The sequence below is a fragment of the Streptacidiphilus alkalitolerans genome (assembly GCF_042511045.1).
Lineage (GTDB): Bacteria > Actinomycetota > Actinomycetes > Streptomycetales > Streptomycetaceae > Streptacidiphilus > Streptacidiphilus alkalitolerans.
Window position 1 is genome coordinate 398,311 of the sequence record NZ_JBHEZX010000001.1, and the last position, 16,558, is coordinate 414,868.

Sequence of the window (16,558 nt, forward strand, 5' to 3'; positions counted from 1 at the left end):
CTCGCGCTCTGCCGGCGGCTCCCGTGCGGGGAGCTACCTGGCGTTCCGGGTTCGGGGGTCGAGCAGGGCGGTCGCGATGTCGGCGAGCAGCACCGAGACCAGCACGGCCACCGTGATCACCAGGAACAGGCACTGCATGACCGGGAAGTCCTCGTTGTTCACCGCCTGGACCAGCTGGAAGCCCACGCCGGGGTAGTCGAAGACGTACTCGACCAGCACGGCGCCGCTGACCACGAAGCCGAGCGACATGGCGAACCCGGTGAGGTTCGGCAGGATCGAGTTGCGGGCGGCGTAGTCGATCATGATCCGGCGGCCGGACAGGCCCTTGGCCCTGGCCATCCGGATGTAGTCCTCGGCCAGGGTGGTGACCATGGTGTTGCGCATGGTCAGCACCCAGACGCCGACCGAGGTGATCAGGATCGACACGGCCGGCAGGATCGCGTGCTGCAGCACCGAGCCGATGAAGTCACTGTTCCAGCCCTGGACATAGCTGCTGTCACTGCCGAAGGCGGACGGCAGCCAGGGGTTGATGTCGGCGAACACCATGATCAGGACGATGGCGACCCAGAAGTACGGCAGCCCGGTGCCGACCACGAACAGCGGCGGCAGGAAGCTGTCCAGCCTGCTCCCGCGCTTCCAGGCGGCGAGTGCGCCGATCCCGGTCCCGAGCAGGAAAGCGAGCACGGTGGTGACCCCGACCAGGCCCAGCGTCCAGGGGATGGCCGCCCCGACGATGCTGGTGACCGAGGCCGGGAACTCCTGCACCGAGGTGCCGAAGTTGAGCGTGGCGCAGTTCCCCAGGTAGGTGAAGTACTGCGACAGCAGGCTGGCATGGGTGTTGATGCCGAGGGCGGTCTCGACCGCCTCCAGCGACTTGCCGGTGAGGTGGCCGTGGTAGCGGGCCATCATCGCGGTGACCGGCGAGCCGGGCAGCAGGTGCGGGATGGCGAAGTTGATGGTCAGTGCGGCCCACAGGGTGAGCACGAAGAACCCCAGGCGGCGGATCAGAAATCTCACCCTGTGGACCTCTCTTCTCTTGTTTCTCTGGTTACTTGGGCTGGAGGTGCAGCAGCACCTGGCCGATGTCGGGGTAGCTGAAGGCCGCGGGGACGGCGTAGGGGTCGGCCTTGGTCGGCCAGCCGGAGAACTTCGCGGTGTTGTACTGGTACCAGGCCACCGACTCAGTCACCGGGATCACCGGGACGTCGTTGATCATCAGCTTCTCGATCTGGCCGATGATGTTCTTCTGCAGCGCCGGGTCCGAGGTCGCCGCGTACTGGTCGAACAGCTGGTCGGCGGCCGGGTTGCTGTAGCGCTCGAAGTTGGTCGCGGCCGGCTTGCCGATCGGCGCGCTGTTCTTGGAGTACAGCCACTGGCGCAGCTCGTAGTACGGGTTGGGGCCGCCGGTCTCGCCGTAGTAGCCGATCTCGTAGGTCCCGTTGAACAGCTTGTTGTCGTAGGCGTCGGAGCTGAGGTTGTCGATGGTCAGCCCGATGCCGGCGGCCTTCATGCCCTGCGCGACCACCTGCAGGGTGGCCACCCAGTCGCCGTAGTCGCCCTGGTTGACGACCGAGAAGCTGAGCTTCTTGCCGTTCAGCACATAGATGCCGTCGGGGCCCTTCCTGGCGCCGATGCCCTCCAGCAGCTGGTCCGCCTTCTGCGGGTTGTAGCTGTAGTCGTCGTCCGCCTTGACCGAGGGGTCCACCCAGTCCGGGTAGGTCTCCGGGATGACGCCTATCTGGTGGCCGGGAGGCTCCTGGCCGCCCTCGCCGATGGTGGACGCCTTCTGCCGGTCGGTCGCGTAGGCGAGGGCCTTGCGGACCACCGGGTTGTCCAGCGGGGCGACCTTCTCGTTGAGGAACAGCGAGACCTGGGTGATCGGCGGCGACCAGGTGTGGTTGTCCTTGCTGCGCTGCGTGTAGAACTTGTCGATGTTGGGGATGAACTGGCTTCCCCACTGGGCCTGGCCGGTGGCGAGCTGGTTGTTGGCCGGGTCGTTGCTGGTGTAGGCCGGGTACTTGACCGTGGTGACCTTCGGCAGGCCCGGCTGCCAGTACTTGGGGTTGGCCGTGTAGGTGATGTTCTGCGGCGTACAGGGGTTGATCACGTACGGGCCGGTGCCGATCGGCTTGTCGTCCTTGTAGGAGACCGGGTCCTTGATGGTGGACCAGATGTGCTGCGGGACGATCGGGACCTGGTCGGCGATGTAGTAGAAGTACGGCAGCGCGGGCGAGTTGAAGTTCACGGCGATCTGGTCGCTGCCGACCTTCTTGACCGAGGAGAGCACCGCCCAGATGGCGTTGAGGTCCAGCGCCGGGTTCGCCTTCAGCAGGTTGAAGGTGTAGAGCACGTCGTCGGCCGTCATCGGCTGGCCGTCGCTCCACTTCACCCCGTCCCTGATGGTGAAGGTCAGCGTCTTGTTGTTGTTGCTCCAGGCGAACTTGGTGGCCAGCCACGGCGTGGTCTTGTCGCTCTGCAGCGCGTTGACGAACATCAGCGGCTCGTAGACGGTGCCTGCCGACAGGAAGTTCGACGAGTTGTTGTACGGGTTGAACGCGCAGGTCCACAGGCCGCCCTGGACGTTGGCGATGGTCAGCACCCCGCCGCGCTTGCCACCGCCCGCACTGTCGCCGCCCTTGCCGGCGGACCCGCCGGACCCGCAGGCGCTGACCAGCAGCGCGGACGCGACCACGGCGGTCACGCCGAGCGCCCTGACTCTCTTCTTGGAGGTGCCTCTCAACATGCTGGGCATGAGGGTCTTGCCTTTCGCTCCGTGGCCGAGTGTTAGTTAGGGAGTTTTACTAAGTGATGTTGGGTAGAGGGTTGCGGGCATTCGAGGAACTGTCAAGAACCCTTCCTAACTAGACCGATGACCAGAGCATCAGCGGACACTGGCGTTCGGATTCCGGTGCACTCGGCGGGCTCGGACCAAGAGGTTGCTTCCAGGAAATCTGTCGGCAATACGACAGCGCTGTACTGGTGCGGACTGACTGTTGTTCAGATGCCCTTCCAGCAGGCCGCCCTGGGGGTGCCATGACCGCCCGCGACCCCGCCGACCGCTACCAGGTCGCCGTCATCGGCGCGGGCCTGGCCGGCGCGGCCACCGCCTGGGAGCTGGCCCGGCGCGGGATCTCCACCGCCCTGGTCGAGGCCTACCGCCCCGGGCACCGGCAGGGCAGCTCGCACGGCAGCTCGCAGCTCTACGCCCGCAGCAGCGCCGACAGCCTCTATGTCGAGCTCTCCGGGCAGGCCGAGGCCTGCTGGCTGGAGCTGGAGGCGGACGCCGGGACGCGGCTGCGGCACCGGACCGGGGCGCTGGACTTCGGCGCGCGACGGGATCCGGTCCGGCTGGCGGCACGGCTGGGCGCGGCCGGGGTGCCGCACGAGTTACTGGCGGCCGAGGAGGCCGCCGAACGCTGGCCGCAGCTGCGGTTCGACCCGGGCCCGGTGCTGTACCACCCGGACGGCGGCTGGCTGGATCCCGACGCCACCGTCGCCGCCTGCGTGGGCCGGGCCGTGGCCCATGGCGCCGAGCTGCGGACCGGGGTCAGGGTGGCCCGGATCGAGCAGCTGCGCTCGGGAGAGGTCGCGCTGCGCGGTCCCGGCCTGGACGCGGCACCGGTCCGGGCCGAGCTGGTGGTGGTCGCCGCCGGGGCCTGGCTGCCGGAACTCGGCCTCCCGGTCCGACTGCCGCCGCTCACCGTCACCCAGCAGCAGGTGTTCCACTTCCGCCGGCGCGAGCAGCCCGGCCCGCGTCCGGGCTGGCCGGTTTTTGTCCACCGGGGGGAACAGCAGGTGCTCGGCCTGCCCTCCGGGGCCGACGGCGGCACCGACGGCGTGCTGGGCGCGTTCAAGCTCAGCCTGCTCGACGACGGCCGGGTGACCACGGCCGGCACCAGGAGCGGCGTGGTCGACCCGGCCTCGCGCCAGGCCGTCAGCGGATACGTACGGCAGCGGCTGCCGGAGCTGGACCCGGAGCCGTTCGCGGCGGCCACCAGCCTGCGGACCAGCACCCCCGGCGGCGACTTCGTGCTGGACCGGGCCGGTTCACTGGTGATCGTGTCGCCCTGCTCGGGGCACGGCGGGAAGTACGCCCCGCTGATCGGACGGCTCACCGCCGACCTGGTCCTCGGCAAGGCCGAGGCCCCCGCGCGCTTCGCACTGCCCGCCTCCAACTCCGGGGCGACGGCGCGGCTGCGCCCCTAGGCGGAGCTTCGCAACTTGGCGACGTACTGATGCTTGATCAGTATGCATCGCCTGCAACGAGCTGACCGAGTGTCACTTCCCTTGGCCTGCAGCGTCGCCAATGCCCTCGATTGCCCGTGCAGCGAAGTCTGCGCGATCCATTGACGTCGCCATGGGGGCTCTGTAACTTCCTGCCCGGTAGCTGCAAATATCTATCATCATGGCGGTAATCGCCAAGATGCGGTCTGCAATTTACGGCTCACTCCGCCACCCCGGAGAGGCACGTGATGTCTTTCTCAGCTGCACACTGCCGCGCACCGCCCGACGGTCGGATCCGACGACCCGGCGTGCCCTCCATGCAGTCGCAGAAGCAGAGGAAGAGGATGCTCACAAGCAGCAGCAGTCAGCGCAGCACACGTCATGACAGAGCCAGAACCCCGAGCCTCAGGACGGCCGTCCTGGCACTGATCGGGATGCTCGTCGCCATGCTCCCGGTGTTGAACATGCTTCCGGCGTCGGCCGCCGGGACCAACCTGGCCCTGGGCAAGACCGCCACCGCCAGCAGCAGCAACGGCCAGTACGTCACCGGAAACCTCAATGACGGCAACCAGGCCAGCTACTGGGAGAGCACCGGCGCGTTCCCGCAGTGGGCCCAGATCGACCTGGGTTCGGCCACGTCCGTCAACCAGGCCGTGCTGAAGCTCCCGACCGGCTGGGGGGCGCGGACCGAGACCCTGTCCGTGCAGGGCAGCACCGACGGATCGACCTTCTCCACCATCGTGGCCTCGGCGGGGTACACCTTCGACCCCAACAGCAGCAACACGGTGACCATCAACTTCGGTGCCACCAGCACCCGCTACCTGCGGATCAACATCACCGCCAACACCGGCTGGGCGGCGGCGCAGCTGTCCGAGCTGGAGCTCTACGGGGCGACCGGCGGCGGCACCTCCGCCAACCTGGCGCTGGGCAAGACCATGAGCTCCAGCGGGGTCAGCCAGACCTATGCCGCGAGCAACGCCAACGACGGCAACCAGGCCACCTACTGGGAGAGCACCAACAACGCCTTCCCGCAGTGGCTGCAGGTCGACCTCGGCGCGTCGGTGAGCGTCAACCAGGTGGTGCTGAAGCTCCCGGCGGACAGCTCCTGGGCGACCAGGACCGAGACCCTGACCGTCCAGGGCAGCACCGACAACAGCAACTTCTCCACCCTGGTCGCCTCGGCGGGCTACAGCTTCAACCCGTCCACCGGCAATACCGTCACCATCACCGTCCCCACCGCCACCACGCGCTATCTGCGGCTGCTGATCACCGCCAACACCGGGTGGCCGGCCGGTCAGATCTCGGAGTTCGAGGTCTACGGGCCCACCAGCGGCGATGTCACTCCGCCGTCCGCGCCGACCGGGCTTGCGTACACCTCGCCCGCCTCCGGCCAGATCAAGCTGACCTGGAACGCGTCCACCGACAATGTCGGGGTGACCGGGTACGACCTGTACCGCAACGGCGTGCTGGCCACCACGGTGACCGGGCTGACCTACACCGACTCGCAGCCGGACACCGCCACGGTCTCGTACTACGTGCGGGCCCATGACGCGGTGGGCAACCAGTCGGGCAACAGCAACACCGTGACCCGTACCGGCAGCGCCCCGGTGGACACCACTCCGCCGACCGCCCCCGGCAACCTGGCCTACACCTCCCCGGCCTCCGGCCAGATCGCCCTGAGCTGGACCGCTTCCACCGACAACGTGGGCGTCACCGGCTACGACATCTACCGCAACGGATCGCTGGCGACCACGGTCACCGGGCTGACCTACACCGACTCGCAGCCGGACACGGCCACGGTCTCGTACTACGTCAAGGCTCATGACGCGGCCGGGAACCAGTCCGCCGCGAGCAACACCGTCACCCGCACCGGTTCCGGCGGCGGCGGTCCCGGCACCAACCTGGCGATCGGCAAGCCGATCACCGGCACCCCGGCCACCTTCACCTTCGTGGCCACCAACGCCAACGACAACGATGTGACCACGTACTTCGAGGGCGCCTCCTACCCCTCGCAGCTCACCGTGCAGTTGGGTGCCAACGCGGACGTGTCCTCCATCGTGGTCAAGCTCAACCCGGACGCCTCCTGGGGCACCCGCACCCAGACCATCCAGGTGCTGGGCCGTGAGCAGAGCGCGACCGGCTTCACCAGCATCTCGCCGGCGACGGCGTACACCTTCAACCCGGCCACCGGAAACACCGTCAGCATCCCGGTCACCGCCCGGGTCGCCGACGTGGAGCTGTCGATCACCAGCAACACCGGTGCTCCCGGCGGCCAGGCCGCCGAGTTCCAGGTGATCGGCGTGCCCGCGCCCAACCCCGACCTGACGGTCACCGCCTCCTCCTGGACGCCGACCGCGCCGATCGAGACCGACTCGATCACCGCCTCGGCCACCGTCAAGAACACCGGCACCGCGGCTGCGGGCGCCACCAACGTCAACTTCTACCTGGGCACCACCAAGGTCGGCACGGCCGCCGTGGGCGCCCTGGCCGCCGGTGCCAGCAGCACCGTCTCGGCGAGCATCGGCACCCAGAGCGCCGGCAGCTACGCGCTCACCGCCAAGGTCGACGAGGCCAATACGGTCGTCGAGCTGAACGACGCCAACAACTCCTACACCAACCCGACCAACCTGGTCGTGACCCCGGTGCAGAGCTCGGACCTGGTGCCCTCCGCGGTCACCTGGTCCCCCAGCACCCCGGCCGCGGGCAATACCGTCAACTTCAACGTCACGCTGAAGAACCAGGGCACGGTCGCCACCGCCTCCGGGGCGCACGCGATCACACTCACCCTGCTCGACAGCAACAACAGCGTGGTCAAGACCCTGACCGGCAGCTACTCCGGCAGCCTGGCGTCCGGCGCGAGCAGCGGCCCGGTCGCGCTCGGCTCCTGGACGGCGGCCAACGGCAAGTACACCCTGCACACGCAGGTGGCCGTGGACGCCAACGAACTGCCGATCAAGCAGGGCAACAACACCTCCGACACCTCGTTCTTCGTGGGCCGCGGGGCGAACATGCCCTACGACTCCTATGAGGCCGAGGACGGCATGATCGGCGGCGGGGCGGCCGTGGTCGGTCCCAACCGCACCATCGGCGACCTGGCCGGCGAGGCCTCCGGCCGCAAGGCCGTCACCCTCAACTCCACCGGCTCCTACGTCCAGTGGAACACCACCGACCCGACCAACACCCTGGTCACCCGCTTCTCCATCCCGGACGCGGCGGGCGGCGGCGGCACCACCGCCACCCTGGACGTCTACGTCAACGGCACCTTCGCCCAGACCATCACCCTCAACTCCAAGTACGCCTGGCTCTACGGGGCCGAGACCGGGCCCGGCAACGACCCGTCGGCCGCCGGACCGCGCCACATCTACGACGAGGCCCATGTCATCCTGAACACCCCGGTTCCCGCGAACAGCGTGATCCGGCTGCAGAAGGACGCCGCCAACACCTCGCAGTACGCGATCGACTACATCAACACCGAGCAGGTCGCCCCGGTCGCCAACCCGGACCCGACCAAGTACCTGGTGCCGGCCGGCTTCGGCCAGCAGGACGTGCAGAACGCCCTGACCACCGTCGCCAACTCCAGCACCTACACCGGCGTCTACCTGCCCGCCGGGCAGTACCAGACCACCGGCAAGTTCCAGGTCGGCCAGAAGGCCATCAAGGTCGTCGGCGCCGGACCCTGGTACACCCAGTTCAGCACCGACCAGACCCAGGCCAACACCGACGCCGGATTCTCGGTCCAGTCCAGTGCCAACGGGTCGACGTTCAGCGGGTTCGCCTTCTTCGGGAACTACACCTCCCGGATCGACGGCCCGGGCAAGGTCTTCGACCTGACCGACGTGTCCAACCTGACCATCGACAACATCTGGGTCGAGCACACGGTCGTCGCCATCTGGGGCACCCACGTCACCGGTCTGACCGCCACCAACATGCGCATCCGCGACACCTTCGCGGACGGCATCAACCTCACCAACGGCAGTTCGGGCAACCTGGTCAGCAATGACGAGGCGAGGTCCACCGGTGACGACAGCTTCGCGCTGTTCGCCGCCCAGGACCACAACTCCTCCGACCTGACCAACAACACCTTCCAGAACCTCACCGCGGTCACCCCGTGGCGCGCGGCCGGCATCGCCGTCTACGGCGGCGAGAACAACATCATGCAGAACCTCTATGTGGCGGACACGCTGACCTACGCGGGCATCACCATCAGCTCGCTGAACTTCGGCTATCCCTTCCAGGGCTTCGGGACCCAGCCCACCACCATCCAGAACGTCTCCCTCGTCCGCGACGGCGGCCACTTCTGGAGCGGGCAGGTCTTCCCCGCCATCTGGGTCTTCTCCGCCACCCAGCCGTTCCAGGGGATCCGGGTCAACAGCGTGGACATCACCGACCCGACCTACTCCGGCATCATGTTCCAGACCGACTACGTCGGCAGCACCGCCCAGTACCCGGTCACCGACACCATCTTCACCAATGTGTCCATCACCGGGGCGCAGCAGAGCGGCGACGCCTACAACGCCAAGTCCGGCTACGGCATCTGGGCCAACCAGCTGCCCGAGGCGGGCCAGGGACCGGCGGTCGGAACCGCCGTGTTCAACCACCTCACCGAGAGCAACAACTTCATCAACATCCAGAACACCACCTCGACGTTCACGATCACTGTGAACCCGTAGCGGTGCGCGGATGACGGCCGGGGGCTCCTCCATCGGGAGGGGCCCCCGGCTTCATGCCGGGGCGGCCAGCCTGAGCAGCTCGTCCTCGACCAGCTGCCGGGCCAGCGACTCCTCGGAGATGTCCAGCGCCTCCGGTTCGGTCTCGGCGAGTTCGCTGCGGCGGGCGTAGGCGTCGAAGGCCCGCTCCTTGCGGTTGAGCAGTTCCACCAGCCGCTGGTCCATGCTGTCCGCCGCCAGCAGCCGGTGCACCCGCACCCGTCGCACCTGGCCCATCCGGTGCACCCGGCCCACCGCCTGGCTCTCCAGCGAGGGCTTGATCTGCGGCTCGCAGAGGATCACCACCGAGGCGGCCTGGATGTTCAACCCCAGTCCCCCGACCTGGATCTGACTGACCATCACCGCATGTCCCGGCGCGGCGCCGAAGTCGTCCACCAGCCGCTGCCGGTCCAGCGCCGGGGTGCTTCCGTCCAGCGGGCCGAAGAAGGGGGTGCCCTGGTCGCGCAGCGCGGTGCCGACGGCGGCGAGGACGTCGTGGAAGGAGGAGAAGACGATGACCTTGAGCCCGTCCGCCGCTGCCTCGGCCACGAGTTCGCGCAGCCGGACCAGTTTCGCCGACTGCTCCGGGTGCCGGTAGGCAGCTCGGCGCATGGCCATGAAGTTGCGGGACTCGACCGCGGCCCGGTAGGCGCTCAGGTCGTCGGCGGAGAACTCGGCCCACTCGTCCGTCCGTACCGTGCCCGGGAGTTCGGCCAGCACGTCCTGCTGGTTCCGGCGCAGGTAGACCGGGGCGACGGCCTTGCGGAAGTCGTCCGCGCGGGCCACCGCGCCGATGTCGCGCAGCAGTTCCGGCGGAACGCCCAACTGGGCGACCAGCGAGGTGAATTCACCCACCCGGTTCTCCATCGCGGTGCCGGTGAGGAACAGCACCCGCTCGGCCCCGGCGGCCCATTCGGCGACCTGCTGGGAGCGCTGCGTCTTCGGGTTCTTCACCAGGTGCGCCTCGTCCACGACCAGCATGGCGAGAGCGGCCGTCCGCTCCGGCCGCGGCAGCGAGCGCAGCATCCCGTAGCTGGTGACGGCGACGCCGCCGTGCTGCTGCCAGGCCCGCAGCGCGTCCTGGCGGTCGTCCCCGTAGACCCGGACCGCGGGCAGCACGCTGCGGCGTTCCAGCTCGCGCATCCAGTTGACCATCACCCCGGTCGGGCAGACCACCAGGAAGTGGGTGCCGCCCCTGGCCCTGAGGTGCGCCATCGCGGCGATGGCCTGGACGGTCTTGCCGAGGCCCATCTCGTCGCCGAGGATCACCCGCCGCCGGGCCAGCGCGAAGCGGGCGCCGAAGGCCTGGTAGCCGCGCAGCGAGACCCGCAGCTGGGAGCGGTCCAGCTCCTGGCCGCTGATCCGGCCGACCAGGTCGGACGGCAGGTGCCCGGTGGCGGCCTCGGGGTCGGGGTCGGGTCCGCCGATCCGGTCCAGCACGCTGTAGTGGTCGGCGGCGCGCAGCTCGAAGTCGATCCACGCCTCGGCCGGGGACGGGCTCGGGCGCAGCAGGTCCACCCCGGCCTGGCTGAACAGCAGCGGCAGTTCGTCCGCCGCGGCCTCGGCCAGCAGGGTGTGCAGCGCGGCGACGGCGGTCAGCGCGGGCGTCCGCCGCCTGCTGCCGGCCAGGGTGTGCCGCAGCCGGGAGCGGGCCGGGGCGGCCTCGGCGAGCAGTGCGGTGATCGCCCGGTCCAGCCGGGTGGCGGCCTCGCGGGCCCGGTCCGCGTCCGGTCCGGCGACGACCAGCCGGTTCAGGGCGAGCACCAGCGCGGTGGAGGGGGCGTCCTGGCGGTCGACGTCCAGGGTGACGCTGATGGCGTGTCCGGCGGCCTCGGCCAGTTGCTGGGCTGCGGCCAGGGCCTGGTCAGCGCTGAGCCGGCTGACGCCGGGCAGCCGGCGCAGCGCCTCCGGCGAGGTGCGCAGGACCGCGCCGACGCTGCCGAGGCCGGCCTGCTCCAGCGCGTCCACCCGCAGCTGTCCGCTGGTGGTCCTGGCCAGTTCGGCCACCGGCATGCTCTCGAGCGCGGCGCCGACCAGGGCGCCCCGGACCGGGCCGACCGCCTGTTCGACGGCGTTCCTGGCCTGCTCGTGGTCGGCCAGCAGGCTCCTGGCCCTGCCGCGCAGCTCGGTGGCGCGCCGCAGCACTTCGCGGCTGCGGCGGCCGGGGTGGGGGCGCTGCGGATCGTACGGTGCGGTGCTCATTGCTCCCCCGGATCGTCGTTCGGCGCGGCTCAGCGTAGACCCGGGGTCGGACATTCCGGGACCGGACGCCGGGGCCGCCCGGCATCCGGGCACTATTGCTTATGCCAACTAAGGTTCTTAGGATGGCGAAGTGCGTGCCACAGCCAAGCAGTCCTCGCCGCAGTCGCCCCCGAGCCCGCGCTACAAGTGGGTGGCTCTGTCGAACACCACCCTCGGTGTCTTCATGGCCACGCTGGACGCCTCCATCGTGATCATCGCCATGCCCGCCATCTTCCGGGGCATCGGGCTCGACCCGCTGGCACCGGGGAACATCAGCTACCTGCTGTGGCTGATCATGGGATACCTGCTGGTCACCGCGGTCCTGGTGGTCGCGCTCGGGCGGCTCGGCGACATCTACGGCCGGGTCAGGATCTACAACCTGGGCTTCGCCGTCTTCAGCCTCACCTCGCTGGCGCTGTCGCTCGACCCGATGCACGGGGCCGGCGGAGCGCTGTGGCTGATCGGCTTCCGCATCCTGCAGGCCGTCGGCGGCGCGATGCTGATGGCCAACTCCGCCGCCATCCTCACCGACGCCTTCCCCGCCGAGCAGCGCGGGATGGCCCTGGGCGTCAATCAGATCGCCGGGCTCTCCGGGCAGTTCCTCGGCCTGATCGCGGGCGGGGTGCTGGCCACCGTCGACTGGCGGGCGGTGTTCTGGATCAATGTGCCGATCGGCATCGTCGGCACCCTCTGGTCCTACCGCAGCCTCCGTGAGATCGGCGCCAGCCGGCCGGCCGGCATCGACTGGGCCGGGAACCTCACCTTCACCTTCGGGGCGCTGGCGCTGCTGGCCGGGATCACCTACGGCATCCAGCCCTACGGCGGCCACCCGACCGGCTGGACCAACCCGGCGGTGCTCGCGGCGCTGGGAGCCGGGGTCGGGCTGCTGGTCGTCTTCGCGATCGTCGAGACCCGGGTGGCCGAGCCCATGTTCCATCTGGGGCTGTTCAAGATCCGCGCCTTCGCGGCCGGGAACGCGGCCTCGCTGCTCACCGCGATCGCGCGCGGCGGGCTGCAGTTCATGCTGATCATCTGGCTGCAGGGGGTCTGGCTGCCGCTGCACGGCTACGCCTACGAGGACACCCCGCTCTGGGCCGGGATCGCGCTGATCCCGCTGACCGCCGGGTTCCTGATCTCCGGTCCCATCAGCGGCTACCTCTCGGACCGCTTCGGGGCCAGGACCTTCGCCACCGGCGGGCTGCTGCTGATGGCCGGCTCGTTCGTGGGGCTGCTGTTCCTGCCGGTCGACTTCTCCTACCCGGTCTTCGCGGTGGTCGTCTTCGCCAACGGCATCGGGCAGGGCATGTTCTCCGCGCCCAACACCTCGGCGATCATGGGCAGTGTGCCGCCGGAGCGGCGCGGTGCGGCCTCCGGCATGCGGGCGACCTTCCAGAACTCCGGGATGTCGCTGTCGATCGGCATCTTCTTCTCACTGATGGTCACCGGACTGGCCAGCGACCTGCCGCAGACCCTCAGTTCGGGGCTGCAGGCCCAGGGCGTGCCGGCCGGGGTGGCCGGGACGGTGTCCTCGCTGCCCCCGGTATCCACCCTGTTCGCCGCCTTCCTCGGTCAGAACCCGGTCGGCCACCTGCTCGCGCCCTCCGGCGTGCTGCACACCCTCCCGGCCCACAACGCCTCGACCCTGACCGGCACCGAGTTCTTCCCGCACCTGATCTCCGGGCCGCTGCACCACGGCCTCACCATCGTCTTCATCGCCGCCGCCGCGATGGCCGTGGTCGCCGCCCTGGCCTCGCTGCTGCGAGGCCGTGACGGCGGAAGGACGGCGGGGTCCGCACCGACTCCCCGGATCAGGGATGATGCCTCGTCAAGCAGCATCCGCCCCTGACCCGCCGGGAAGGCCCGACCCATGACCCAGCCGCAGTCGCCACCGCAGCCCCTGCACCACCCCGTGGTCGACGCCCACCTCGCCCGGCAGTCCGCGGACCTGCAGGTCCGTATCGCCGACGCCATCACCAAGTTCGCCGGTTCGATGCTCTTCGTCTACATCCACGCGGTCGGCTTCGCGGTCTGGATGCTCCTGGTCGAGGGCAGCCCCTGGCCGACGCTGACCCTGGTGGTCTCGCTGGAGGCGATCTTCCTCTCCACCTTCGTCATGATCGGCCAGAACCGCCAGGCGGCGTTCCAGCAGGCCAAGGCCGACCACGACTTCGTGGAGCAGGAGCTCGAGCTGAAGACCAACACCGAGCTGACCCGGGCGATCCACGCCATGACCACGGAACTGCACCGCCGCCTGCTCGCGGGCGAGGGGGACGGCACCCCGCGCTGACGCCGGCTACAGCGGTGCGGGCGGTCCGTCCGGCCCGAGCCGGGCGCCGGCGAGGACCCGGCGGATGCCCAGGGCCTCCTGGGCGACCGCCAGCGCCTCCTGCTCACGCCCCACCGCGGTCAACCGGCTGGACTGGCTGCCCAGGCTCCGCGCGAGCCCGGGGAGGTACGCGCCGGGGCGGGCCAGAGCCAGCGCACGGCGGATGCCGACCGCCTCCTCGATCACCGCCAGCGCCTCCTGCTCACGCCCCACCGCGGTCAACCGGCTGGACTGGTTGCTCAGGCTCCGCGCGAGATCGGGGAGATGCGCGTCGGGCCGGACCACAGCCAGCGCCCGGTACGCGGCGACGGACTCCTCGATGGCGGCGAGCCCCTCCTCCACCCGGCCCAGCACTCCCAGCCGGTTGGAGAGGTTGTTCAGACTGCCGGCCAGGTCGGGAAGGTAGGCATCGGGCCGGGTCCCGGCCAGGACCCGGCGGATGGCGACCGCTTCCTCCACGGCCTCGAGCGCCTCCTTGTGCCGTGCCAGCGCCGTCAGCCGGTTGGACCGGTTGTTGAGACTGCGCGCCAGGTCGGGGAGGTAGAGGTCGGGGCGGGCGTGCGCCAGCGCCCGCCGGATCCGGACCGCCTCGTCGACGGCGGCCAGCCCCTCCTCCACCCGCCCCAGCGCGCCCAGCCTGGTGGCCAGGTTGTTCAGACTGCCGGCCAGGTCCGGAAGGTGGAGGTCCGGGCGGTCGACCACCACGACCCGCCGGATCCGGACCGCCTCCTCGACCGCGGCCAGCGCCTCCTCCGCCCGCCCCAGCGCCCCCAGCCGGTTGGCGAGGTTGTTCAGACTCCCGGCCAGGTCCGGCAGATGGACCAGGGGGCGGTCGAAGGCCAGCGCCCGCCGGATGTGCACCGCCTCGTCGATGGCGGCCAGTGCCTCCTCCACCCGGCCCAGCGCCCCCAGCCGGATGGACAGGTTGTTCAGGCTGCCGGCCAGGGCCGGCAGCCGGTCCTGGTCGTCCTCGGGCAGGGCGCGGTAACGGTTCGTCAGACATCTGGTGAGGTCGCCGGCCCAGTCGGCGAGACGCTGGCTCGATCCGGGCAGGTGGTCGCTGAGCCGCTGGAGATCGGGCAGCGGAATGCCGGGATCATCGGTGATCAGCCGCAGTGCGGTGATCAGCGGAGCCGGGTACTCCGCCCGGGAGGCGGTGTCGACGGCGGCCAGCGCGAGCACCGCGCGGTTGCGGACGCACAGCTCGGTCAGCGCCGCGTCGAGGCGTCCGCAGAAGGCGGAGTGGGCGGCGGCCCGACTGAAGACGGCCAGCAGTCGGGTTGCCTGCGCCTTGTCGCAGCCCGGTGTGAGCCGGTGCGCCAGCGAGGCGTCCGCTTCGAGGCGGCGTCCGATGAATCGCTCGGCGAGCCGGTCGGGCTGCAGACTGCCCCAGGGGCCGGCGGCCGTCGGCGGGTACAGGGCGGCGATCCACTCCAGCACGGCGTCCCGCCGGTCGCGCGGCTGGTCCGCCAGCGCCTCGACCGCACGCAGGACCCGGTCCGCCTGCTCACGGTCGGCCGCGCCCAACAGCATCGCGGCGGCCAGCGCGTCCTGGAGGGTGCCGGCCGTGAGCCCGGGGCTGATGCCGCGCGCGGCGGCCGTCTGCTGCCAGTAGCGGTACTCGTGCACCAGCAGGCGGTCCTCCACCTCGGTGGAGGACCCGGCCGGGGCCGCCGGCGCGGCGCCGGAGTGGTCGTAGGCGTCCAGCAGGTCGGCCAGGGCCGCCATGTGCAGGGTGAGCGCGTTGTCCAGCCCGGCCCGGTCGACCACCGGGGCGGGCAGGTTCGCGGCCAGGGCGGTCCAGTGCGTGCCCTGGTGTCCGCGGACACCCGGCAGGGCACGGGCGAAGGCCTCGGCCGCCCTGCGGTAGGCCTCGGCCCGTGTGGCCGGATCCGGTTCCAGGGACCGCAGCGCGACCACCGGTGTGCCGTCCAGGAGGTCCTCGGTCATCCGGGACGTCGCCTGGGCGCTGTTCCACCAGTCGCCGGCGGTCCGCGCCAGCAGCAGCATCTTGAAGGCCGTCGTACCGGGGTGCCGGGCGACGGCCTGCAGCACCGCGGCGATCTGCGCGGTACGGGTCTCGGCGTAGTCGACCACCACCAGCAGCGGTTTCGCCGCCTGCCGGAGAGCGTCCAGGTCCTGGAGCGCGGAGTCGGCGCGCAGCCACAGCACCGCCCAGCCCTCGCCGGCCAGTTCGGCGGCCATATGGTGGGCCAGGCGGGTCTTGCCCTGGCCACCGGGACCGTGCAGCAGCCAGGCGCCGAAGCCGCTCGCCCCGCGCCAGGCCCGCAGCCGGTCCAGCAGACCGGCGTGGCCGTGGAACGGCACCACCTGGCGCCCGGCCTGCAGCAGGGCCGCAGGGGAACCCAGCAGGCCCGGCGGATTGAGTTCCGCGGTCTCCGCCAGTTCCTGGAACTCGACCGCCTCCAGCGCCACCGCATGGGCGCCGTGTGCCGCCAGGGCTGCGCGGAAGCCCGCGTCACGGTGCAGGACGTAGGCCGGCACCGCCTCCAGCGCCGCATGGGCCGAATGGGCGGGGTCGGCGGCGATGACGCCGGTCAGCAGATCGCCGCAGAACAGAGCGGCTCCGGACAGTCCGCCCCAGGGCGAGGAGCCCCCGGTCGACCAGTCGGGCGGATGCTGGCCCAGGTCCAGGACGTGCCGGTTGGCGACAAAACCGCTGCCCGGGTTCACCGAGCCCAGCAGTTGCCTGGCCTCCACCGCCCGGCCGGCCCGCTGGGCCACGTCCGGCACGCCCCAGGTCTCACCGGCCCGGCCCGGTGTGTCGGTGGCCAGCCGCCCCCACCGGACTCCTCCCGCCCACGCCTCCCAGGCCGGCGAGCCGATGTGGACCAGAGCCGCGTCGTCACGCCCGCCGGGTTCCCCGCACCACACCACCCGGGCGTCGAACCGCGCCTCCCGCCCGGGCCGGAACAGCCGCACGGCGGCACCGGGGCGGACGACGACATGGGCCGAGGTGAGGACCAGTCGAGGACCGACCACATACCCCGAGCCCGACCCGCCCTCGCCCTGCACCGCGACCACACGTGCCCGCTCCACT

Annotated in this window: 8 protein-coding genes; 4 read left to right on the plus strand and 4 right to left on the minus strand. The window is 70.5% G+C overall.

Annotated elements, in window-relative coordinates; all coding sequences use genetic code 11:
- Positions 1-33: 33 nt before the first annotated feature.
- Both ACEZDG_RS01865 and ACEZDG_RS01870 read right to left on the minus strand, forming a co-directional pair.
- The gene (locus ACEZDG_RS01865) at positions 34-1,017 is read right to left on the minus strand and encodes an ABC transporter permease (protein WP_380501465.1); all 984 of its coding nucleotides are present in this window, start codon (positions 1,015-1,017) and stop codon (positions 34-36) included.
- Positions 1,018-1,048: 31 nt separating this feature from the next.
- On the minus strand, positions 1,049-2,743 hold the full coding sequence (locus ACEZDG_RS01870) for an ABC transporter substrate-binding protein (RefSeq protein WP_380501467.1): 1,695 nt from the start codon (positions 2,741-2,743) through the stop codon (positions 1,049-1,051).
- A gap of 290 nt (positions 2,744-3,033) precedes the next feature.
- Here ACEZDG_RS01870 and ACEZDG_RS01875 point away from each other — a divergent pair, with 290 nt between their 5' ends.
- Together ACEZDG_RS01875 and ACEZDG_RS01880 are read left to right on the plus strand one after the other, a co-directional pair.
- Positions 3,034-4,206 carry an FAD-dependent oxidoreductase gene (locus ACEZDG_RS01875; protein ID WP_380501469.1) on the plus strand — a complete coding sequence of 391 codons (1,173 nt, stop codon included), beginning with the start codon at positions 3,034-3,036 and terminating at the stop codon, positions 4,204-4,206.
- Between the two features lie 464 nt (positions 4,207-4,670).
- A complete protein-coding gene (locus ACEZDG_RS01880; protein ID WP_380501471.1) occupies positions 4,671-8,894 on the plus strand; it encodes a galactose-binding domain-containing protein in 4,224 nt (1,407 codons plus the stop codon).
- A gap of 51 nt (positions 8,895-8,945) precedes the next feature.
- On the opposite strand, the gene ACEZDG_RS01885 is transcribed toward ACEZDG_RS01880, so the two are convergent.
- Entirely contained in the window at positions 8,946-11,132 is a 2,187-nt protein-coding gene (locus ACEZDG_RS01885) for a DEAD/DEAH box helicase (RefSeq protein ID WP_380501472.1), read from the minus strand.
- Positions 11,133-11,355: 223 nt separating this feature from the next.
- Here ACEZDG_RS01885 and ACEZDG_RS01890 point away from each other — a divergent pair, with 223 nt between their 5' ends.
- Positions 11,356-13,017, plus strand: coding sequence for an MFS transporter (locus ACEZDG_RS01890; RefSeq protein ID WP_380502220.1), 1,662 nt, complete (start codon positions 11,356-11,358; stop codon positions 13,015-13,017).
- A gap of 21 nt (positions 13,018-13,038) precedes the next feature.
- Positions 13,039-13,458, plus strand: coding sequence for a DUF1003 domain-containing protein (locus ACEZDG_RS01895; protein ID WP_380501474.1), 420 nt, complete (start codon positions 13,039-13,041; stop codon positions 13,456-13,458).
- 6 nt (positions 13,459-13,464) lie between these two features.
- On the opposite strand, the gene ACEZDG_RS01900 is transcribed toward ACEZDG_RS01895, so the two are convergent.
- Positions 13,465-16,557 (minus strand): tetratricopeptide repeat protein, encoded by a 3,093-nt coding sequence (locus tag ACEZDG_RS01900; RefSeq protein ID WP_380501476.1) that lies wholly within the window; start codon positions 16,555-16,557, stop codon positions 13,465-13,467.
- Position 16,558 lies beyond the last annotated feature (1 nt).